At 59.7% G+C, this 22,617-nt stretch carries 19 protein-coding genes; 12 read left to right on the top strand and 7 right to left on the bottom strand.

The window, feature by feature from the left end; genetic code table 11:
- The gene (locus OQ460_RS14540) at window positions 1–1,488 is read right to left on the bottom strand and encodes an NCS1 family nucleobase:cation symporter-1 (protein WP_410018148.1); all 1,488 of its coding nucleotides are present in this window, start codon (window positions 1,486–1,488) and stop codon (window positions 1–3) included.
- A gap of 598 nt (window positions 1,489–2,086) precedes the next feature.
- Between OQ460_RS14540 and hydA the strand changes: the two genes are divergently transcribed.
- From hydA to preA, 3 genes are all read left to right on the top strand, one after another.
- Window positions 2,087–3,526 (top strand): dihydropyrimidinase, encoded by a 1,440-nt coding sequence (hydA, locus tag OQ460_RS14545; protein ID WP_410018149.1) that lies wholly within the window; start codon window positions 2,087–2,089, stop codon window positions 3,524–3,526.
- 161 nt (window positions 3,527–3,687) lie between these two features.
- A complete protein-coding gene (locus tag OQ460_RS14550) occupies window positions 3,688–5,055 on the top strand; it encodes an NAD(P)-dependent oxidoreductase (protein ID WP_410018150.1) in 1,368 nt (455 codons plus the stop codon).
- Complete coding sequence (preA, locus tag OQ460_RS14555) at window positions 5,056–6,330, top strand: NAD-dependent dihydropyrimidine dehydrogenase subunit PreA (RefSeq protein ID WP_410018151.1); 1,275 nt, start codon at window positions 5,056–5,058, stop codon at window positions 6,328–6,330. It begins immediately after the preceding gene.
- Between the two features lie 146 nt (window positions 6,331–6,476).
- Here the strand turns inward: preA and OQ460_RS14560 are convergent, their stop codons facing one another.
- Window positions 6,477–7,097: a TetR/AcrR family transcriptional regulator gene (locus OQ460_RS14560; RefSeq protein ID WP_410018152.1), complete on the bottom strand. Its 621-nt coding sequence runs from the start codon at window positions 7,095–7,097 to the stop codon at window positions 6,477–6,479.
- 115 nt (window positions 7,098–7,212) lie between these two features.
- Here OQ460_RS14560 and copC point away from each other — a divergent pair, with 115 nt between their 5' ends.
- The 9 genes from copC to OQ460_RS14605 all read left to right on the top strand — a co-directional run bounded on the left by copC (window position 7,213) and on the right by OQ460_RS14605 (window position 15,562).
- Entirely contained in the window at window positions 7,213–7,578 is a 366-nt protein-coding gene (gene copC / locus OQ460_RS14565) for a copper homeostasis periplasmic binding protein CopC (RefSeq protein ID WP_410018153.1), read from the top strand.
- Window positions 7,579–7,581: 3 nt separating this feature from the next.
- The gene (gene copD, locus OQ460_RS14570; RefSeq protein WP_410018154.1) at window positions 7,582–8,439 is read left to right on the top strand and encodes a copper homeostasis membrane protein CopD; all 858 of its coding nucleotides are present in this window, start codon (window positions 7,582–7,584) and stop codon (window positions 8,437–8,439) included.
- A 157-nt stretch (window positions 8,440–8,596) separates the two neighbouring features.
- Complete coding sequence (locus OQ460_RS14575) at window positions 8,597–9,880, top strand: OprD family porin (protein ID WP_410018155.1); 1,284 nt, start codon at window positions 8,597–8,599, stop codon at window positions 9,878–9,880.
- Window positions 9,881–10,026: 146 nt separating this feature from the next.
- Window positions 10,027–10,848, top strand: a complete 822-nt coding sequence (locus OQ460_RS14580; RefSeq protein WP_410018156.1) for an NAD-dependent epimerase/dehydratase family protein — start codon at window positions 10,027–10,029, stop codon at window positions 10,846–10,848.
- Window positions 10,849–10,877: 29 nt separating this feature from the next.
- Window positions 10,878–11,753, top strand: a complete 876-nt coding sequence (locus OQ460_RS14585; protein ID WP_410018157.1) for an SMP-30/gluconolactonase/LRE family protein — start codon at window positions 10,878–10,880, stop codon at window positions 11,751–11,753.
- Between the two features lie 50 nt (window positions 11,754–11,803).
- Window positions 11,804–12,775, top strand: coding sequence for a TRAP transporter substrate-binding protein (locus OQ460_RS14590; protein ID WP_410018158.1), 972 nt, complete (start codon window positions 11,804–11,806; stop codon window positions 12,773–12,775).
- A gap of 75 nt (window positions 12,776–12,850) precedes the next feature.
- Window positions 12,851–13,378 carry a TRAP transporter small permease gene (locus OQ460_RS14595; protein ID WP_410018159.1) on the top strand — a complete coding sequence of 176 codons (528 nt, stop codon included), beginning with the start codon at window positions 12,851–12,853 and terminating at the stop codon, window positions 13,376–13,378.
- 1 nt (window position 13,379) lies between these two features.
- Complete coding sequence (locus OQ460_RS14600; RefSeq protein WP_410018160.1) at window positions 13,380–14,660, top strand: TRAP transporter large permease; 1,281 nt, start codon at window positions 13,380–13,382, stop codon at window positions 14,658–14,660.
- Window positions 14,661–14,665: 5 nt separating this feature from the next.
- Window positions 14,666–15,562 (top strand): aldose 1-epimerase, encoded by an 897-nt coding sequence (locus tag OQ460_RS14605; protein WP_410018161.1) that lies wholly within the window; start codon window positions 14,666–14,668, stop codon window positions 15,560–15,562.
- On the opposite strand, the gene OQ460_RS14610 is transcribed toward OQ460_RS14605, so the two are convergent.
- From OQ460_RS14610 to ercA, 5 genes are all read right to left on the bottom strand, one after another.
- The gene (locus tag OQ460_RS14610; RefSeq protein ID WP_410018162.1) at window positions 15,559–16,710 is read right to left on the bottom strand and encodes an HlyD family secretion protein; all 1,152 of its coding nucleotides are present in this window, start codon (window positions 16,708–16,710) and stop codon (window positions 15,559–15,561) included. The two genes, OQ460_RS14605 and OQ460_RS14610, sit on opposite strands and share 4 nt — an antisense overlap.
- Window positions 16,707–18,368, bottom strand: coding sequence for an MFS transporter (locus OQ460_RS14615; RefSeq protein ID WP_410018163.1), 1,662 nt, complete (start codon window positions 18,366–18,368; stop codon window positions 16,707–16,709). Before OQ460_RS14615 ends, OQ460_RS14610 begins: the two co-directional genes overlap by 4 nt.
- A gap of 129 nt (window positions 18,369–18,497) precedes the next feature.
- The gene (locus OQ460_RS14620) at window positions 18,498–19,976 is read right to left on the bottom strand and encodes a DASS family sodium-coupled anion symporter (RefSeq protein WP_410018164.1); all 1,479 of its coding nucleotides are present in this window, start codon (window positions 19,974–19,976) and stop codon (window positions 18,498–18,500) included.
- 87 nt (window positions 19,977–20,063) lie between these two features.
- The gene (locus tag OQ460_RS14625) at window positions 20,064–21,434 is read right to left on the bottom strand and encodes a hybrid sensor histidine kinase/response regulator (protein ID WP_410018165.1); all 1,371 of its coding nucleotides are present in this window, start codon (window positions 21,432–21,434) and stop codon (window positions 20,064–20,066) included.
- Window positions 21,418–22,581, bottom strand: coding sequence for an alcohol dehydrogenase-like regulatory protein ErcA (gene ercA / locus OQ460_RS14630; RefSeq protein ID WP_410018166.1), 1,164 nt, complete (start codon window positions 22,579–22,581; stop codon window positions 21,418–21,420). The genes OQ460_RS14625 and ercA overlap by 17 nt, the downstream gene beginning before the upstream one ends.
- Between the last annotated feature and the right edge of the window lie 36 nt (window positions 22,582–22,617).

The raw sequence follows: 22,617 nt of genomic DNA on the forward strand, positions 1-22,617 counted from the left end.
TTACTGCGGCACTTTGACTGCCAGCGCACGGGCCCCGCGCTTCATGCTCAGGCCGTAATACAACAAACCGCCCAGCGCCGAACCGGTGAACCAGCCGTAGCTGTAGAACCAATTGAATGCGTCGCTGCCCAGGGACAGCAGCGTCAGCACCACCGGCACGCCAAAGGCGATAAATCCCGCCACGTTCCACGCGGGGTAAACGTCATCACGGTACAAACCGGCAAGGTCCAGGTGCTGGCGGCGGACCAGGAAGTAATCCACCACCATAATCCCGGCAATCGGCCCCAGCAGGCTTGAGTAGCCCAGCAACCAGTTGGAGTAGACCGATTCGAGGCTGACATCGGAAACAATCAGCCCCAGTTTTTTCAACAACTCATGGGCCATCAGCGCCAACCCCACCAGGCCGGTGAGAATCACTGCCGTGGTGCGGTTGATCAACTTGGGCGCGATATTCTGGAAGTCGTTGGTAGGCGAGACGATGTTGGCGGCCGTATTGGTGGACAAGGTCGCGATGATGATCAACGCCATCGCCACCGCCACCCAGGCCGGGCTCTGGATATGGCCGATCAGCGTTACCGGGTCGGAGACACTGACACCCACCAGCTTCACCGAGGCCGCCGTCATGATTACGCCAAGGGCGGCAAACAGAAACATGGTCAGCGGCAGGCCAAAGATCTGCCCGAGTATCTGGTCTTTCTGGCTTTTGGCGTAGCGGCTGAAGTCGGGAATGTTCAATGACAACGTAGCCCAGAAACCGACCATCGCAGTCAGACCTGCCATGAAATACCCGCTGAGGCTCGCCCCTTCAGGACGCTTGGGCGGGATCGCCATCAGCTCGCTGATCGATACATTGGGCATCGCCCACACCAAAAGGCCGACCCCCACAGCCACCAGTAACGGCGCCGAAAGGGTTTCCAGCCATTTGATCGACTCGGCGCCACGCAGCACCACCCACAGGTTCAGCACCCAGAAGATCATGAAGCCGATCACTTCACCGGTGCCTCCCAACGCCTTCCAATCTTCGAAAATCGAGCCGAGAAACAGGTGAATTGCCAAGCCGCCAAACATCGTCTGGATACCGAACCAGCCACACGCCACCAGGGCGCGGATCAGGCATGGCACGTTGGAGCCCAGGATCCCGAAGGATGAACGCAGCAACACCGGAAACGGAATACCGTACTTGGTACCGGGGAACGCGTTGAGCGTCAGGGGAATCAGCACCACGATATTGGCCAGCAGGATCGCAATCAGCGCCTCGCCCACAGACAGGCCAAAGTAGGCGGTGAGCACGCCACCCAGGGTGTAGGTGGGTACGCAGATCGACATACCGACCCATAAGGCTGTGATATGCCACTTGTTCCAGGTTCGTTCATGCACCTTGCTCGGTGCGATGTCGTGGTTGTAACGGGGGCTGTCGAGGACGTCGTCGCCGGCGTCGAGTTCATACAGGCCGTCGCGCTCTATGACTTGCGATCTGTTCTGTTGCATGGCCGCTCCACGGTTTTTTCGAATTATTGTTGCTCATCCTGTGTTGAACACAGGATGGCCGGAGTACCGCGTTGACAACATGACATCACGGACCCGACCCGCCGCCACCGCACTCAATAACCGTGCCGCCAACCGCCACCGCGTCCGCACCGCGTCTATAACATGCTGATGTTTATCAGCTTTATTATCTCGACCGAAAAGCCCCTCGGTACTTGCAGCGTTACTCAGGCCAAATAACGCAGAAGTTGTCCGAACCATCGGGACTCAATCTGGTGCACCACAATTATTTTTATTTACCACTCCCGTCAAGAGGCAGGTCTCAAGCGTCTGATTTGCAATAAGAAATGTTGCTCATATTGAGAACCTGTCAAGTGCGTCAAAATGGTGAGAGGCCGCTACATTTTGGTATTTTTCTATTTTTACGCTTATAAATCATATAGATAAGAAAACTATAAGCTTAAAAAAATAATCTTGCTCATTCTAAAAACTCGGGCTAGCTTCTATTCCTGTCACCACTGACAGGAATTAACCCACCTGCAGCGAGAAGCACTACAACTTAGAACTGGCATAAGCCGGTCAAGCCTGTGAGGAACTCGGCATGTCTTTGTTGATCCGTGGCGCCACCGTTATTACCCATGATGAAAATTACCGCGCCGACGTCTTTTGCGCAGACGGTCTGATTCGCGCTATTGGTAATGATCTGGATATTCCCGCCGGCACTGAAGTACTCGACGGCAGTGGTCAATATTTGATGCCAGGTGGCATTGATCCGCATACCCATATGCAGTTGCCCTTCATGGGCACCGTGGCCAGCGAAGACTTTTTCAGTGGCACTGCAGCGGGACTTGCCGGCGGCACTACTTCAATCATTGACTTCGTGATTCCCAACCCGCAGCAATCCTTGCTGGAGGCCTTCCATCAGTGGCGCGGCTGGGCTGAAAAATCCGCCGCCGACTACGGTTTTCATGTGGCAATCACCTGGTGGAGCGAACAGGTTCGCGAGGAAATGGCCGAACTGGTCAGTCACCACGGCATCAACAGCTTCAAGCATTTCATGGCGTACAAGAACGCAATCATGGCGGCCGATGACACGTTGGTCGCCAGTTTCGAACGCTGCCTGGAACTGGGTGCCGTGCCCACTGTGCACGCCGAAAACGGTGAGCTGGTCTATCACCTGCAACGCAAGCTGATGGCCCAAGGCATCACCGGCCCCGAGGCGCATCCGCTGTCGCGGCCCTCACAGGTAGAAGGTGAAGCAGCCAGCCGGGCGATCCGCATTGCCCAAACTATCGGCACCCCGTTGTACCTGGTTCACGTTTCCACCCAGGAAGCGCTCGACGAAATCACCTACGCCCGGAGCAAGGGCCAGCACGTGTACGGCGAAGTGCTGGCCGGGCACCTGCTGCTGGACGACAGCGTCTACCAGCACCCTGACTGGCAGACCGCTGCCGGCTACGTGATGAGCCCGCCCTTCCGCCCGCGAGGGCATCAGGAAGCACTGTGGCATGGCCTGCAATCGGGCAACCTGCATACCACCGCCACCGATCATTGCTGTTTTTGTGCCGAGCAAAAAGCCGCCGGGCGGGATGACTTCAGCAAGATCCCCAACGGCACCGCCGGTATCGAGGACCGCATGGCGCTGTTGTGGCACGAAGGGGTCAACACCGGCCGCCTGTCGATGCACGAGTTTGTCGCACTGACCTCCACCAACACCGCGAAGATCTTCAACCTCTACCCGCGCAAAGGCGCGATCCGGGTTGGCGCGGATGCCGACCTGGTGCTGTGGGACCCCGAGGGCACGCGAACCATCTCGGCAAAGACCCACCATCAGCAGGTGGACTTCAACATCTTCGAAGGCAAGACCGTGCGCGGCGTGCCCAGCCATACCATCAGCCAGGGCAAGCTGGTCTGGGTCGACGGCGACCTGCGGGCCGAGCGTGGGGCGGGCCGTTATGTGGAGCGGCCGGCGTATCCGTCGGTGTTCGAGCAGTTGAGCAAGCGGGCGGAGCTCTCCAGGCCGGTTGCAGTGAAGCGCTGATACCGCTCTTCGCGAGCAGCCGACTCCCACATTCGAATCCATTTCAACTGAATGAATGCAGTCGAATGTGGGAGCGGGCTTGCTCTCGAAGAGGCCAGTCCAGGCAACAAAAAAACAATGCCCATCAGAGGCAACACCTCAATAACCGTGAGGCTATTACCGTGATCCAGACCCTGACCCACCTTCCTCATCCCGCCGAGGATGCGACAACGCTCGCCAGTCATTTCACTGATCTGGCCCCGCCGCTAAACGCCCGACAAGCCCAGTTGGAGGCTTCGCGCTGCCTGTATTGCTATGACGCACCCTGCGTGAACGCATGCCCCAGCGATATCGACATCCCGTCTTTCATCCGTAATATCCACACGGAAAATGTCCAGGGTGCGGCGCAGAAAATCCTTTCAGCCAATATCCTCGGCGGCAGTTGCGCCCGGGTTTGCCCGACCGAGATTCTCTGCCAGCAAGCCTGCGTGCGAAACAATGCCCAAGAGTGCGCCCCGGTACTGATTGGCCTGTTGCAGCGCTATGCCGTAGACAACGCCCACTTCACTGAACACCCCTTCCAGCGCGCCGCCTCAACCGGCAAACGCATTGCCGTGGTCGGAGCCGGGCCGGCAGGCCTTGCCTGCGCCCATCGCAGCGCCTTGCACGGGCACGATGTGGTGATTTTCGAAGCACGGGAAAAAGCCGGCGGCCTGAATGAATACGGGATCGCCAAGTACAAACTGGTGGATGACTTCGCCCAGAAGGAACTGGATTTCCTCCTGCAGATCGGCGGCATCGAAATCCGCCATGGGCAACGCCTGGGTGACAACTTGACCTTGAGCGACCTGCACCAGCAATTCGATGCGGTGTTCCTCGGCCTTGGCCTCGCCGCCAACAAGCAACTGGGCCTGCCTCACGAAGACGCCCCAGGCCTGCTCGCCGCCACCGACTATATCCGCGAACTGCGCCAAGCCGATGACCTTGGCCAAATGCCTCTGGCCGATCGCTGCATCGTGCTTGGCGCTGGTAACACCGCTATCGACATGGCCGTGCAAATGGCTCGCCTGGGTGCCCGTGACGTCAACCTGGTGTATCGCCGTGGCCTCAATGAGATGGGCGCCACCGGCCATGAGCAAGACATCGCCAAGGCCAATCAAGTGCGCCTGCTGACCTGGGCCCAACCCGAAGAAGTGCTACTGGACGATCAAGGCCGCGTGCGCGGCATGCGCTTTGCCCGCACCCGCATGGAGCAGGAACGCCTGCAAGCCACCGGTGAAACCTTCGAACTGGCTGCCGATGCGATCTTCAAGGCCATCGGCCAAGGCTTCGACGATCATGCCCTGCACGATCCACTGGCCCATCAGTTGCAACGCCAGGGCGAACGCATTTTTGTCGATGAGCACCTGCGCACCAGCATCCCTGGCGTGTATGCCGGTGGAGACTGCGTCAGCCTGGGCCAGGACCTCACCGTCCAGGCCGTACAGCACGGCAAACTGGCCGCCGAGGCCATGCACGCCCAACTCATGCTCAACGTGGAGGCTGCATAAATGGCCGATCTCTCGATTGTCTTCGCTGGCATCAAAGCCCCCAATCCCTTTTGGCTGGCCTCGGCGCCACCCACCGACAAGGCCTACAACGTAGTCCGCGCGTTTGAAGCCGGCTGGGGCGGCGTTGTGTGGAAAACCCTCGGCGAGGACCCGGCAGCGGTCAATGTCTCGTCGCGTTATTCGGCGCACTATGGCGCTAACCGGGAAGTGCTGGGCATCAATAACATCGAACTGATTACCGACCGCTCGCTGGAGATCAACCTGCGGGAAATCACCCAAGTGAAAAAGGACTGGCCGGACCGCGCCTTGATCGTGTCGCTGATGGTGCCTTGTGTCGAAGAGTCATGGAAAAACATCCTGCCCCTGGTCGAGGCCACCGGCTGCGACGGTATCGAGCTGAACTTCGGCTGCCCCCACGGCATGCCCGAACGCGGAATGGGCGCAGCGGTGGGCCAGGTGCCGGAGTACGTGGAACAGGTGACGCGCTGGTGCAAGACCTATTGCTCGCTGCCGGTGATCGTCAAGCTCACACCCAACATCACCGACATCCGCGTCGCAGCCCGTGCCGCCTATCGCGGCGGCGCCGATGCGGTGTCGCTGATCAACACCATCAACTCCATCACCAGCGTCGACCTGGAACGCATGGTCGCCCTGCCGGTGGTCGGCACCCAGAGTACCCATGGCGGCTATTGCGGCTCGGCGGTCAAGCCGATCGCGTTGAACATGGTCGCCGAGATCGCCCGCGACCCGCAGACCCAGGGCCTGCCGATCTGCGGCATCGGCGGGATCGGTAATTGGCGTGACGCGGCAGAATTCGTCGCCCTGGGTTGCGGCGCGGTACAGGTGTGTACGGCGGCGATGCTGCATGGCTTCCGAATTGTCGAGGAAATGAAAGACGGCCTGTCGCGGTGGATGGACGGCCAAGGCTACAGCAGCTTGCAGGAATTCTCTGGACGCGCGGTGGGTAACACCACGGACTGGAAATACCTGGACATCAACTACCAGGTCATCGCCAGGATTGATCAAGAAGCATGCATTGGCTGTGGGCGTTGCCACATCGCCTGCGAGGACACGTCGCACCAGGCGATCACTAGCCTGAAACTGGCAGACGGGACGCATAAATATGAAGTGATCGACGATGAATGCGTGGGGTGCAATCTGTGTCAGATCACCTGCCCGGTGGCGGATTGCATTGAGATGGTGCCGATAGAGACGGGCAAGCCGTTTCTGAACTGGACACAGGATCCGCGTAATCCGTACCGAGAGGCCGTATGAGCAAGCACATATTGCGAGCCCCCATGAGCTCAGGCTAGGAGATACCTAACCCAAAAATGTGGGAGCGGGATTGTTCGCTCCCACATTTGCGATGCTTACATTCGATAGACCTACCAAAGACCATGAAAGAGCTCAAACTTGCCCCCTCAAGGCTCCAACCCAATCCCGCGCAATATCACACTCGTCACCGTCTGCACCGCCCGCTCAAACTGCAGGTCCGACAGTGCCTGGTGGTCATTCAGGATCATCACCTGATGATCAAAGTCGGCATAGTGCTGGGTCGATGCCCAAATCATGTACAACAGACTCGACGGTTCCACCGCCAGGATGCGCTTGTCTTGCACCCATTGGCGGATTTTCGCTTCCTTCATCTTGGCCCAGTCATACAGGCTGGCGTCCAGCGCCTCACCCAGGGTCGGGGCGCCGTGGATGATTTCGTTGGCCCAGACTTTTGAACCATACGGCCGGCTGCGCGAATGCTGCATCTTTGCGCGGATGTAGCTACTGAGCACAACCCGTGGGTCGTCGAACATCTCGAAACACAGCGCGTCCTGCTTCCAGACCTCCAGCAAGTCGAACAGCACCGCACTGTATAACTCGCTTTTGGTGCTGAAGTAATAATGCAGGTTGGAACGCGGCAATTGCACTTCTTCGGCAATGTCAGCCATAGCCGTGCCGCCGTAGCCCTTTTCGGCGAAGACTTTCTCGGCCGCCAGCAGAATTTTCTCGACGTTGACTCGACGAATACCGATCTTGTGATTGCCCATAAGGGCTCCCTGAAAACATCATCTTGCGAAGACTACCACCCGCTCTAGATCGGGGCGACAGCCTGAGTCGAAACTTCGTACACTGCCCCTTCTTTCTACTTGATGGGTATTGCACATGTTGATCAAGAAAGCCCTGACGATCATTACCTTGCTGGCCTCTCTGCTGGGCGCTTCGACAGCCATTGCCCACGCTCACCTGGAAAGCTCCGTGCCCGCTGCCGACAGCCGCGTCACTGACCCCGCAGAGCTGCGCCTGACGTTCAGCGAAGGCGTTGAGGCCATTTTCACCAAGGTGTCCCTGAGCAAGGACGGCACCGAAGTTGCGATCAAGGGCCTGGAAACCCCGGATACCGACAAGAAAACCCTGGTGGTCACACCCGCTGCACCGTTGGCAGCGGGCACCTACAAGGTCCAATGGCACGCCGTCTCGGTCGACACCCACAAAAGCGCTGGCAGTTACAGTTTCAAGGTCGGCCAATAAGCCATGGCGACCCTGCTGGTCCTGTGCCGCTTCCTGCACTTCACGGTTGTGCTGCTGATGTTTGGGGCCTGTGCGTTCCGGCCCTGGCTGCTGGGTAAATCACCCCGCCCCGTGCTCGACCGGCAATTGTCACGTATCACCCGGTTGCTGGCCTGGCTGGCCCTGATATCCGCCGTCATCTGGCTGCTGCTGATCAGTGCCAGCATGGCGGACACGCAGTTGCCGGCACTGGAGTTGTCGACGGTGCAACAGGTATTGTCCAAGACCTTTTTCGGTAAGGTCTGGAGCCTGCACCTACTGCTGAACATGTTGCTGGTGCTGGCGCTGTTTACTTCATGGACGAATGTGCGCCTGTTGCTCAGCGCCGGGTTGCTGGTGACATTGGCGCCGATCGGTCATGGCGCCATGCTCGACGGCAGCAGCGGGCAGTTACTGATCCTCAATCAAGTCGTGCACCTGCTGTGCGTCGGCGCCTGGCTAGGCGGCTTACTGGTGCTGGGGTTGATCATCCGTCAGCCGGCAAGCGATCCGCTGGAGGCCATACTCAAGCGCTTTAGCGGCTTGGGTTACTGGCTGGTGGCAGGATTGCTGATCACCGGGTTGATCAATATTCGTGTGCTCACCGGGCAGTTCTGGCCAACGCCGCTGTTTAGCGGCTTTGCCCTGATTCTATTGATCAAGGTCTTGCTGGTTGCCGGCATGCTGGGACTGGCGCTGCTCAACAGACTGCGGATGCGCAACTGCGAGCAGCGACTGGGTTCGCTGCAAGCCAGCGTAGCAATGGAATGGCTGCTGGGCGTAGCGGCGGTGGCCGCCGTGTCGCTGCTGGGCACCTTGCCACCGATGCTGATCGCCGGCTAAGCCATTTTCCTCTGGTACTTCCCATATCAACCCATGCCAGCAGTCATCGTATAACTTCTTATTGACATTCCCCGGAAACCCCGCAAATATCCCTCGCAAAGTTGTACGACGACGTATAACGAAAAATAAAAACAATAACCGCAAAGGGAGTGTCACTGTGAGCCAACTCGCCCGCAATTCCTGGATTCGTCTCTCTCGTCACCGCCACACCCTCAGCCTGATCGGCTGCAGCAGCCTGGCCTTCGTGCTGCCCATGCCGCTACACGCCGAAGGCTTTGTCGATGACAGCAAGGTCACGCTCAATCTGCGCAACGCCTACTTCAATCGCAACTTCACCAACCCCGCCAACCCCCAGGGCAAGGCCGAAGAGTGGACGCAGAGTTTTATCCTCGATGCCAAGTCCGGATTCACCCAAGGCACCGTCGGCTTCGGCCTTGATGTGCTGGGCTTGTACTCGCAAAAACTCGACGGCGGCCGAGGCACTGCTGGGACGCAGTTACTGCCGATCCATGACGACGGCCGCCCCGCCGATAACTTCGGGCGCTTGGGCGTGGCACTCAAGACCCGGTTGTCGAAGACCGAACTGAAGGTCGGCGAATGGATGCCTGTATTGCCGATCTTGCGTTCGGATGACGGCCGTTCCCTGCCGCAAACCTTTCGCGGCGGGCAAATCACTTCCAACGAATTCGCCGGGCTGACCCTCTATGGTGGACAATTTCGCGGCAACAGCCCGCGCAATGACGCCAGCATGGAAGACATGTTCATGAACGGCAGGGCTGTGGCTACTTCAGACCGTTTCAACTTTGGTGGCGGTGAATACACCTTCAACGAAAAACGCACCCAAGTCGGGCTCTGGTACGCCGAACTGTCGGATATCTACCAGCAACAGTATGTGAACCTGAACCACAGCCAACCCCTGGGCGACTGGACGCTGGGCGCCAACCTCGGTTTTTTCAACGGCAAGGAAGACGGTAGCGCCCTGGCTGGCGATTTGGATAACAAAACGATGTTCGCCCTGCTGTCGGCCAAATACGGCGGCCACACCTTTTATGTCGGCCTGCAGAAGCTCAGCGGCGACAGCGCCTGGATGCGGGTCAATGGCACCAGTGGCGGGACCCTGGCCAACGATAGTTACAACGCAAGCTACGACAACGCCAAGGAAAAATCCTGGCAAGTGCGCCATGACTACAACTTTGTAGCCCTCGGCGTCCCCGGCTTGACGCTGATGAACCGCTACATCAGCGGCGATAATGTGCACACCGGCACAATAACCGATGGCAAGGAGTGGGGACGTGAATCGGAACTCGCCTACACGGTCCAGAGCGGCGCACTGAAGAATCTCAATGTGAAATGGCGCAACGCGACAATTCGCCGAGACTTCTCCACCAACGAATTTGACGAGAATCGGATTTTCATCAGCTACCCACTCTCACTGCTGTAACACCTGCCGGGGCTGACAGCACAAACGGAAAGTGAGGCCGCCAACCTTCGGTCAATTGCCACTAACGACGCGTTGACAAGCCGTACAAACCACCACAATATTTCCACCAAGTCATACGACAACCTACAACAAAACCAGAGATATTCATGACGACCACCTCAACCACTCCCATTGCATTCAACCGCCTGCTGCTGACCGGCGCCGCCGGTGGCTTGGGCAAGGTTCTGCGCGAGCGCCTGCGCCCCTACGCCCATATCCTGCGTTTATCCGACATCGCCGACATGGCCCCTGCCGCCGACCGTGAAGAGGTGCATCCTTGCGACCTGGCCGATAAGCAGGCCGTGCATCAACTGGTGGAAGGCGTCGATGCCATCCTGCACTTTGGCGGTGTTTCGGTTGAACGGCCGTTCGAAGAAATCCTCGGTGCCAACATCAGCGGCGTCTTTCACATTTACGAAGCCGCCCGGCGTCACGGGGTCAAACGTGTGATTTTTGCCAGCTCCAATCACGTCATCGGCTTCTACCCCCAGGACCAGAAGCTGGACACCCTCTCCCCCCGTCGCCCCGATGGTTATTACGGTCTGTCCAAATCCTACGGCGAAGACATGGCCAGCTTTTACTTCGACCGTTATGGCATCGAGACCGTGAGCATCCGCATCGGCTCCTCATTCCCCGAGCCACATAACCGCAGGATGATGCACACCTGGCTGAGCTTCGATGATCTCACCCAACTGCTGGAGCGCGCCCTATACACCCCCGACGTTGGCCACACCGTGGTCTACGGCATGTCCGACAATTTGAACGTCTGGTGGGATAACCGCTACGCGGCGCACCTGGGCTTTGTCGCCCGTGACAGCTCCGAAGTGTTCCGCAAGCAGATTGAAGCCCAACCGATGCCCGCAGCCGACGACCCGGCGCGGTTATATCAGGGCGGAGCCTTCTGCGCCGCCGGCCCGTTCGGTGATTGAACTGCCAAACCCAAGGGAATTGAGTCGCCATGCAAGCTGAGTTGATTGTTGATGCCCGCAACGCCGTGGGCGAAAGCCCGGTCTGGGTACCTGAAGAAAACGCCCTGTACTGGGTGGACATCCCCAATGGCGTGTTGCAGCGCTGGGATGCGGCCCACGGCCTGGTCAAACGTTGGAAAGGCGCGCAGATGCTCGCCTGTATCGCAAGGCATAACCAGGGGGGTTGGGTGGCCGGCATGGAAACCGGTTTCTTCCAACTGAACACCCACGACGGCGACCGCCTTGAAGCCACTGCGCTGGCAAGCGTCGAACACACGCGCCCGGACATGCGTCTCAACGATGGGCGCTGCGACCGGCAGGGACGCTTCTGGGCCGGCAGCATGGTGCTGAACATGGACGCCAACGCCGCTGAAGGCGTGCTTTATCGCTACGCGACCGGCGAGACGCCCCGCGCCGTGCTCCACGATTTCGTCACCCCTAACGGGCTGGCCTTCAGCCCCGACGGGCGCACGATGTACCTCTCGGATTCACACCCGAGCGTACAGCGGATCTGGGCCTTCGACTACGACACCGACACCGGCACACCGTCCAACCGCCGCGAGTTCGTCGACATGAATCACCACCTCGGCCGCCCCGATGGAGCGGCTATCGACGCCGAAGGTTGCTACTGGATCTGCGCCAACGACGCCGGCCTGGTTCACCGTTTCACCCCCGATGGGCGCCTCGACCGTTCCCTGTCCGTACCTGTGAAAAAACCCACCATGTGTGCCTTTGGCGGCAGCCAGCTGGACACGTTGTTCGTCACCTCGATCCGCGACGACAACACGCAATACTCTGTCGCTGGTGGCGTATTCGCGCTGAACCCCGGCGTAAAGGGACTGGAGGAACCCACGTTCACTCTCTGACCGCATCGCTGTGCCTTGAATACAACAATAAAAAACTGGAGACGAACCCCATGAACTTCAAACGCACCTTGCTCGCCGCCGCACTCCCTCTCACCTTTGCATTCGCCAACGTCGCCCACGCCCTGGAAATCAAATTCGCCGACATTCACCCCGACGGTTACCCAACCGTAGTCGCCGAAAAAAGCATGGGCGCGGCCCTGACCAAGGAGAGCAACGGCGAGCTGACCTTCAAGTACTTTCCGGGTGGGGTCCTCGGATCGGAGAAAGAAGTCGTCGAACAGGCCCAGGTCGGCGCGATCCAGATGACCCGCGTCAGCCTCGGTATCGTCGGGCCGGTGGTGCCGGACGTGAATGTATTCAACATGCCATTCGTATTTCGTGACCAGGCGCACATGCGCAAAATCATCGACGGTGAAATCGGCGACGAAATCCTCGACAAGATCTCCAACTCCGAGTTCGGCCTGGTAGCCCTGGCGTGGATGGACGGAGGCACGCGCAACCTCTACACCAAGAAACCGGTGCGCAAGATCGAAGACCTCAAGGGCATGAAGATTCGCGTGCAAGGCAACCCGATGTTCATCGAAACCATTAATGACATGGGCGGCAACGGCATTGCCATGGACACCGGCGAAATTTTCAGTGCCCTGCAGACTGGCGTGATCGACGGCGCAGAAAACAACCCACCGACCCTGCTGGAACACAACCACTACCAGAGCGCCAAGTACTACACCCTCACTGAACATCTGATCCTGCCCGAGCCCATCGTAATGTCGAAAATCACCTGGGAAAAACTCACTCCGGACCAGCAAACCATGGTGAAGAAAGCCGCCAAGGCCGCCCAGGCCGAAGAGCGGGTGCTGTGGGACAAAAAAACCGCCAGCAGCGAGGAAAAACTCAAGGCCGCCGGTGTCGAGTTCATCACCGTCGACAAAAAACCCTTTTATGAGGCAACGGCCGGGGTAAGGGCCAAGTATGGCGCTCCGTTCGCCGACATGATCAAGCGCATCGACGCCGTTCAATAACTCCCCGCCCCCTCGCATAAGGCCTGGCGCGGTGGACTGCGGATGCAGCCGTCGCGCCCGGTTACGGTGAACGCCATGAAGAATTTACTGCTGCGCATCAACGACCGTATCTACATGACCTGTATATGGGTCGCAGGCCTCTCGGTACTCGGGGTCGCGTTGATTATTCCCTGGGGCATCTTCGCTCGCTACATCCTCGGTACCGGCTCCAGTTGGCCGGAACCCGTCGCTATTTTGCTGATGCTGGTCTTCACCTTCGTCGGCGCCGCCGCCAGCTACCGTGCGGGTGCGCACATGTCCGTGGCCATGGTCACCGACCGCCTTCCCCCCGCTACACGCCATATGGTCAGCATTGTCACGCAATTGTTAATGGCGACTATTTGCCTGTTCATGACGATCTGGGGCGCCAAGCTGTGCCTGTCGACCTGGAATCAGTTCATGAGCGCAATCCCTACCCTGCGCGTCGGCGTGACCTACATGCCAATTCCGCTCGGTGGGCTGCTGACCCTGGTGTTTGTCCTTGAAAAACTCCTGCTCGGGGACCAGAGCAACCGGCGGGTCGTGCGTTTCGACCTGGTTGAAGAAAGCGAAGGGGCTGCCTGAAATGGATGCATTGATTCTGCTGGGCAGTTTTGTCGCGTTGATCCTCATCGGCATGCCCGTGGCCTATGCGCTTGGCCTCTCGGCCTTGATCGGTGCGTGGTGGATCGACATCCCATTCCAGGCCCTGATGATTCAGGTAGCCGGTGGGGTAAACAAGTTTTCGCTGATGGCGATCCCGTTTTTCGTACTGGCCGGGGCAATCATGGCCGAGGGCGGCATGTCTCGCCGACTGGTTGCGTTTGCTGGGGTGCTGGTGGGTTTCGTACGCGGCGGCTTGTCCTTGGTCAACATCATGGCCTCAACTTTTTTTGGTGCGATTTCCGGCTCATCGGTGGCCGACACCGCCTCCGTCGGCTCGGTCCTGATACCCGAAATGGAACGTCGCGGCTACCCACGGGAGTTCGCCACCGCAGTGACGGTGAGCGGTTCGGTGCAGGCATTGCTGACCCCACCCAGCCATAACTCGGTGCTCTACTCCCTGGCCGCTGGCGGGACCGTATCGATTGCCTCGCTGTTCATGGCCGGCGTCGTCCCGGGCCTGCTGATGAGCGCCTGCCTGATGGTGCTGTGCCTGATCTTCGCGAAAAAGCGCAGTTACCCCAAGGGCGAAGTGATCCCGCTCAAGCAGGCACTGAAAATCTGCGCCGACGCCCTGTGGGGCCTGATGGCCATGGTAATCATCCTCGGCGGCATCCTGTCGGGCATCTTCACTGCCACCGAATCGGCGGCAATTGCCGTGCTGTGGGCATTCTTCGTCACCATGTTCATCTACCGCGACTACAAGTGGAACGAACTGCCGAAATTGATGCATCGCACGGTACGCACTATTTCCATTGTGATGATCCTCATCGCCTTTGCCGCCAGCTTCGGCTACATCATGACCCTGATGCAGATCCCGGCGAAGATCACCACGATGTTCCTGACATTATCCGACAACCGCTACGTGATCCTGATGTGCATCAACGTGATGCTCCTGCTGTTGGGGACGGTGATGGACATGGCGCCGCTGATCCTGATTCTTACGCCCATCCTGATGCCGGTGATTCTCGACATTGGCGTGGACCCAGTGCAGTTCGGCATGATCATGCTGGTAAACCTGGGCATCGGCCTGATAACCCCACCGGTGGGCGCGGTGCTGTTCGTCGGCGCGGCCGTGGGTAAAGTCAGTATCGAAAACACGGTCAAATCCCTGCTGCCGTTCTATGCCGTGTTGTTCCTGGTGTTGCTGGCTATCACGTATATTCCAGCCTTGTCGTTGTGGCTGCCGGCTCTGGTGTTGTAAACCCTATGAATACGCCAATCCTCGAACTCACGGACGACATCACCTGCCTCACCCTCGCCCCGGCGCTGGGGGGCAGCATCGTCAACTGGAGCGTATGCAGCAGCGGCCAGCCGCTGTTGCGTCACAGCCCACAACATGCCATCGACGCCGGCCTGCCGGGCAAGCTCGGCTGTTTCCCATTGGTGCCCTGGTCGAACCGGATTGCCGAAGGTGGTTTCGATACGCCTGGGGGCTGGCAACCCTTGACGCCGAATGCTGCGAGTGACGCGCTGCCGATTCATGGAAGTGCCTGGCAACAGGCGTGGCAGGTACTGAGCCAGACGCCCAATGAAGTGGTGCTGCAACTGGAGAGCAGCACACCGTTTGCCTATCGCGCGCAGCAGCGTTTTAGTTTGGAAGGCGGTGAGTTGAGCATCCAACTGCAGGTCACGCATCTGGCGCAGAACGCGTCCTGGCATGGCTTGGGGTTGCACCCGTATTTTCCGCGCAGGGCGGATACACGGTTGCAGGCCAAGGCCGCGCAAGTGTGGTTGTGCGATGAAACCAAGTTGCCGACCGGGTTGGCACCTGTGGCATCACTATGGGATTTTTCACGCCTCAGGAGGTTGCCTGAGGGGCTGGTGGATAACGGGTTTTGCCAGTGGGACGGGCAATGTGTGATTGAACAGCCAGAGCTGGGTTATGCGCTGCAATGCCTGGCTACAGGGGCTGATTACTTCTTGCTGTATTGCCCGCCGGGGTTGGATTTCTTTTGCATTGAACCGGTTAGCCATCCGGTGAACGCACATCATCTGCCCGGGCGGCCGGGGTTGAAATTACTGGAATTCGGGGAGTCAGTGCAACTGGGCGTCAGGTTCAAGTACCGGGCTCTGCAAGAGCGTGGGCGCCGCCTTGCACTCTAAGGCGGTGTATCCTTCAACTGCCCAGCCGTATCGATACTCACCACCACCGACAACCCCGGTCGCAGCCGCTCAATCTGCTCCTGCCCCGCATCCACCAGAATCCGCACCGGTACCCGTTGGGCAATCTTGACGAAATTGCCCGTGGCATTATCCGCCTGCAACAAGCTGAACTCAGACCCCGTGGCCGGCGAGATACGCTGCACTGTCCCATGAAACTTACGATGGTCCAGCGCATCGACGGTAAAGGTCACAGGCTGTCCTACCTGCACGTTATCCATCTGGGTTTCTTTCATATTGGCAATCACCCACAACTGGTTCGGCACCAGCGCCATCAACTGCGCACCAGAGTTGACGTAAGCCCCCAGACGCACGCCAATCTGCCCCAATTGCCCATCTCGCGGCGCCAATACGCGCGTGTTGGACAGGTCGATACGCGCCAGCTCCACCGCTGCATCAGCACTGGCGACCGCTGCTTCCAATGAGCCGCGATTGACAATCACCGTCTGCAAGTCCTGCCGGGCGATTTCCAGACTGGCCTGGGCCTGGGCCACGGCGGCGATGGTCTGGGCATGGGCGGCACGGGTTATATCCAGTTCACGCCGGGACACCGAACCATCGCTGATCAGTTCTTCGTTGCGACGCAAATCAGCCGTGCTTTTGCGCGCCTGGGCCTGGCTGTCGGCCAGGGCAGCCTGGCGCAATTTGATGGTAGCTTCGGCGCTGTTGCGTTGCTGCACCACATTGGCCAGGGACGCCTGCTGCACCGCCAGTTGCGCCAGGGCCTGATCCAGGCGCTGCTTGTAGATCCGGTCATCGAGGCGCACCAGTAAATCCCCGGCCTTGACGTGCTGGAAATCCTGGACTGGCACCTCATACACATAACCACTGAGCTGTGGCCCGATGATCGTCACCTGGCCACGTACCAGAGCGTTTTCAGTGGTTTGCACTGCGCTGCTAAATGGCGGCAATTGCCAGGCGTACAGCACGATCAACACCCCGATAATGGCAATCGCGGCAAACCCCAGCGACGAGATGATCCGCACCCGCAAGGACCGCGGTTCGGTGGATGTGGCGCCCGCTGGCGTGGTGCCTTCGGGCGTCGCGGCAATTGCATTGGTCGTCGTGGTAGTCGTGGTCGGTTCAGTCATGAAGGAAGTGCGCCGCTGGGTTGAACAGGAGACGCTGCACTGGCGGCAGCTTTTTTGGTAGTACTCATCAGCCAAAGGCTGCGGGTGAAGATCCAGAACATGGTCAGCATCGCGATCACCGCGATCAGCATGAACACATCGTTATAGGCCATGACGTTGGCTTCCCGGGTTGCCGCCGTGGCCAGGCTGCGGATGCCCATCAGGTTGCGCAGTTCGGGGTCGGCGATCACCGGACCGTAGGCCGATCCCCCGCTCTGCACTCGCGCCGCGACGCGCGGGTCGATCAGGGTCAGGTGCTCGACAATCATGCTGGAGTGAAACTTCTCGCGCACCACCTGGAAGGTACCGAGCAACGCCGCACCGATCAGCCCACCCAGGTTCTGGCAAATGCCGAACAGCACCGAGAAACTGACCAGATTGCGCGGGTTGCTCAACACATTGCGCATCCCCAGCACCATGGTCGGCCCGAGGAAAAACGTGCCCCCGAAGCCTAGCAGGAACTGGCTGAGGTACATGTTCTCTGGCCGGGTCAGGTTGCTGGAGAAACTGTCCATCACAGAACCGGTGGCCATCAGCGCCAGGGATATCACCAACGGCATCAGCAAGTGCGCCGGGTTGATGGTCAGGGCACTGATCACCAGGCCACTGATTGCTCCCAACAGCATCACCAGATACAGGGTGCGCATCTGTTCGCTGCTCATGTTCAGGGCCTGCAGGAAACCCACGGCGCCAGTGGATTGCTCGGAGAGCACCATGCGGATCAGGATCACCGCCAGCGCCAGGCGAATCATCACCCCGCCCCCCAGCCAACGGGTCATCAGCAACGGATTGGCGCGGTTATGCTCGATAGCCAGCCCGGTCATGATCAGCACCACGGACGCGGCCGAGGCGATGCCGATCCATGGGGCTTCGAGCCACCAGTCGATCCGGCCCAAAGACAGCACGGCACACAGCAGCGCTACGCCCGAAGCCAGCAAGGCGAAGGTCAGGAAGTCGAGCTTCTCAAAAGTCTTGAAGCGATCGCCCGGCGGTAATTTGAGCAGGAACACGCACCCCAGGCAGATCAGCGCCATGCCCAGCTCAAACAAATACAACCCCCGCCATTCAGCGATTTGCAGCAAGTCCTCGGTAAACAAACGCGCCAACGGCAAGGCCAACTGTGCAGTGCCCAGACCCAGTACCAAGGCCTTGAGCCGCCACTTAGCCGGAAACGCCTGCACCATGTAGTACAAACCCAGGGAACTGAGGGCCGCCCCCACCATGCCGTGGGCTGCCCGCACGGCAATCGCGGAACTGAGGTCGTTGACGAACAGGTGGCCGAACGTGACCAGGGCGTAAAGCATCAGGAACACTTCGGTAAACGCACGCAACCCGAATTGCTGGCGAAACTTCACCAGCAGCAGGTTCATCGAGACATTGGTCATGACATAGGCGGCGGGCAGCCAGGCCATTTCCGCAGTTGTTGCACCCAACGCGCCTTGCAGATAAGGCAGGTTGGCGATCACCAGCGCGTTGCCCAACCCGCCGGTGATCGCCACCAACACGCCGACCAGAGCAAAGGCCCAGCGCTTGAGCGTGGGGTGATGGGGCGTCGACGGCGACCCTGGCAAGCTCGGGCGCTCGTGAGGTTGCCAGGTGTGAGGGGTGTATTTATCCATTGCCTGACCTAGATGACCGACGCGCGAGGCCGGTAAAACCATGACTCAGAGAGTAGTAGACCTGAGCTAAGTTCATCTTGTCATGTCGAGGATTAACTCGCGCCCATATTTCTGATTGGGTTCAGGCCCTTAGATCCAGCCCAACCAGCTCCAGTAGGTAGCGGCGAAGACCAGCATCAGCAGGTAGCCGATCAAAGTCACCAACAAGCCCACCTTGGCGAACTGCCGTGCCGTGAAGGTCCCCGTCCCCAGGCACACCATGTTCTGCGGCGCGTTGATCGGCAGGATAAAGCCATAGCTGACCACAAACCCCAGCAACATGGTCATGCCCAGGCGGCTGAAATCCCCCGGCAGGGTTTGCAGCACAGCGATCAGGATCGGCAACAGCGCCGAGGTCAACGCCGTGGCGCTGGCAAACCCGAGGTGGATCACGATCAGGAACGCCGCAAGGATCGCAAACACGCCCAGCGGCCCCAGTTGATCCAACCCGGTGTGCCCCACCACCTGTGTCCCCAGCCATTGTCCGGCCTGGGTGGTGAGTAGCGCGGTGCCAAGGCTGATGCCCACACCGAACACAATCACCGTGCCCCATGGAATGCGCGACTGCACATCCTTCCAGGTCATCACGCCGATCCCCGGCATCAGCAGCAAGACCAGGCCGGCGTAGGTGGTGGAGGTAGTGTCAAAGCTGTGCAAGCGCCCTTCAGTGGCCCAGGCCAGCAACAGCAGGATCGATACCGTCAGCAAGCGCTTCTGCGGGCCAGTCATCGGGCCGATGTCCACCAACGACTGCGCCACCGCTTCCTTGCCGCCGGGGATGCTGTTGCTTTCCGGTGGCAGCAACTTGAGTACCAGCAGCAGCAACACTGCCGACATGATCACCGCCCACGGCGCCCCGGCGATCAGCCAGTCGATCCACGACACACGCTGGCCGAGCATCTTGTCCATGAAACCGACCGTCAACAGGTTCTGCGCGGCGGCGGTCTGAATACCGACATTCCAGATGCTGGTGCCCTGGGCCACAACGATCATGATCCCGGCGGCGATGTTCGAGCGTTTGTCCACGCCAAAGGCCGCAATCACCCCCATCATGATCGGCACCACACAGGCGCTGCGCGCAGTGGCGCTGGGCACCACCAGACTGAGCAGGATGGTCACCGCAATCGCCCCCAGCAGGATCCCCCGGGTGCTGGTCCCCACGCGAGTCAGGGTGACCAGCGCAATACGCCGGTCCAGGCCGGTGTGGGTCATGGCGGCGGCGATGAACAGCGCGCCGGCCACCAACGCCAGGGCCGGGTTCGAAAACCCGGTCAGCGCCATGCTGATTGCCGGGCTGGAGCCAATCAGTTGGGTCGGGGTCTGCACGGACGGCGCGGTGCCCAGCAAAAACGCCATCAGCGAAGTGATCATGATCGCACTGGCTTCGTAGGACACCGCTTCGGTGATCCACACCACCACGGCAAACGCGAGGATTGCCAACATCCGGTGGCCCGCCACCGGCAAGTCAGCGGGTACTGGCAACAGCAGCACTGCGACCATTGCCAGCACAGCGCAAACCAGGCCAATGGGTAATTTGAAGGAAACAGCGGGTGTAGCAGGGACGCTCATGCAGATCTCCGGCAGCCAGGATGTTCAGGCGTGCAGGATGAGACCAGGCGGCGCAGGAGGTGTTGACAGGTATCAACGGCGAGCCGATTAACCCAGCAACTGGCTCAGCACCGCGCGCAATTTTCCAGGCTTGACCGGTTTGTTCAACAACGGGGCCTGCAGACGCTGCAACGAGCGACGGCATTGGTCAGTGCGATCGGCGGTAATGATCACCGCCGGAATCGTCGAAGCGAAATGCTCGCGCAGTTGCCTGACCACCTCGCAGCCAACCACGCCATGGTCGAGGTGATAATCCGCCAGGATCAATTCCGGCGCCCTGCCCTGCAACGCAACCAACGCACCCGCCTGATCAGTGGCGACCACCACCTCACAGCCCCATTGCCCCAACAACGCGCTCATGCTTTCCAGGATGGTGACTTCGTTGTCCAGCACCAACAGCCGTCGTCCCGGCAACGGATTGCCAGCGCCGGCCTGAGGCATTGCCTGGCACAGCGGCAACGGCATTTCAGGCGACAGCGGCACCTCGATACTGAACATCGAACCGCGCCCCGGCCATGACCGCACAGCTATCTGGTAGCCGAGGATCTTGGCAATACGCTCGACAATCGCCAGCCCCAAGCCGACCCCCTTGCGATCCGCCGCACGCCCCACATTCAACTGATTGAACTCAAGGAAAATCGATTCGAGGCTATCGGCAGCAATCCCGCGTCCGGTGTCCCAGACTTCCAGGCGCAAACGCTCGCCCCGGCGGCGCGCCCCCAACAGAATGCAGCCCTCGTCGGTGTAGCGACAGGCATTGCTGAGGAAGTTGCGCAGGATACGTGTCAGCAGACGCAGGTCGGTATTGATGGCGTAGCGGCCCATATGCACCCGCAGGTTGAGCCCCGCCGCCGCCGCCACCGATTGGAACTCCGACACCAGCGGCGCCAGCAATTCATCGAGTCGGTACAAGGCGATATCCGGCTTGACCGCCGCCTGGTCGAGCCGCGAGATGTCGAGCAGGTCGGCGAGCAAGTCCTCTGCGCCTTCCAGGGCTTGGTGAGTGCGCTCCACCAGCACCTGCTCGGCACTCGGCAAACGCCGTTCGCGCAGCGTGGAAATCAACAGCCGTGCGGCGTTGAGCGGCTGCAACAGATCATGACTGGCCGCCGCCAGGTACTTGTCCTTGCTGCGATTGGCAGCCTGGGCGGCATCACGTGCATCGCGCAGGTCCTGCTCGATGCGTTCGCGCCGGGCGATCTGCTGTTGCAGGTTGCGGTTGGCTTCCAGCAATTCATCGGTGCGCGCGGCGACCCGTTGTTCCAACTCGTCGTTCAACCCTTTGTAGCGATTGCGCTCGGCCTCGAGCTCGTCCAGGCGCGCCGTCAGTTCCGGATAATGGCTTTTGCGCGCCGAGTGATCGCCCAACCCCAGCAGCCCGGCCAACGCACGTTGTTGATCGTCAGAGAGCTTCGCCATAGACGACCTCGACGTCACGCTGGCTCGACTCGCGCGGGTTGGTAAGGATGCACGGATCATGCATGGCGTGTTGCGACAGGAACGGAATATCCGCCACTCGTACGCCGTGCAAACCCAGGGTTTCATGAAAGCCGATCGCATGTTTCAGGGCTATCAGGTGCTCCACCAGTCGCCCGCAGATCTGCCGATGATTGAGGCCCCGGCAATCGATGCCGAACGTCTCGGCAATCACCTTGAAGCGTTCCGGGGCCGAGTTGTAGTTGAACGCCACCACGTGCTCCACCAGCACCGCGTTGCACAAGCCATGGGGCAGGTCAAGGAAGCCTCCCAGGCTGTGGGACATGGCATGCACCGCGCCGAGGATCGCATTGGAAAATGCCAGCCCGGCCTGCATGCTGCCGAGCATGATCTTCTCGCGCAGGGCGATGTCGCTCGGGTTGGCGATCATCTGCACCAGGTTGCCGTTGATCAGGCGCATGGCCTCCAGCGCATGGGGATCGGTCAACGGCCCGTGACCGGTGGACACGAACGCCTCGATGGCATGCACCAGCGCGTCGATGCCGGTACAGGCCGAGAGGAACGGGTCCATGCTCGCAGTGGTTTCCGGATCGATCAACGACACATCCGGCACCACCGCCTTGCTGACGATGGAGAACTTCATGCGCTCCTGCTGATTGGAAATAATCACGAACTGCGATACGTCGGCCGATGTACCGGCGGTGGTCGGGATCAGGATCAGCGGCGGGCTGGGTACGCGAATGGTGTCCACGCCTTCAAACTCAAGGATGCTGCATCCATGAGCGACAACGATGCCGATAGCCTTGCCGCAATCCATCGGGCTGCCGCCACCGACGGCGACGATCACATCACAATGGTTCTCGCGGTAGACCTCGGCGCCGAGCATCACTTCTTCGACACGCGGATTGGGCGAAACGGCGGTGTACAGGCAGTAATCGATACCCAGGGCGTGCAGGCTGGCCTCGACATCCGTGACCCAGCCGGCGGCAACCACACCGGGATCACTGACCACCAGTACCTTGCGCGCACCAAAAGTCTTGGCGTAGTTGCCCACATTGTGCCGGGAGCCGGCACCGAAGATGATTTCAGGGGAGACGAATTTACGCAGTTGGCTGAGGCTATGGCTCATTGGAAAGCCTGTTTTTATTGTTTTGGAAGAGGCATT

Source organism: Pseudomonas imrae, assembly GCF_046352735.2.
Classification (GTDB): domain Bacteria; phylum Pseudomonadota; class Gammaproteobacteria; order Pseudomonadales; family Pseudomonadaceae; genus Aquipseudomonas; species Aquipseudomonas imrae.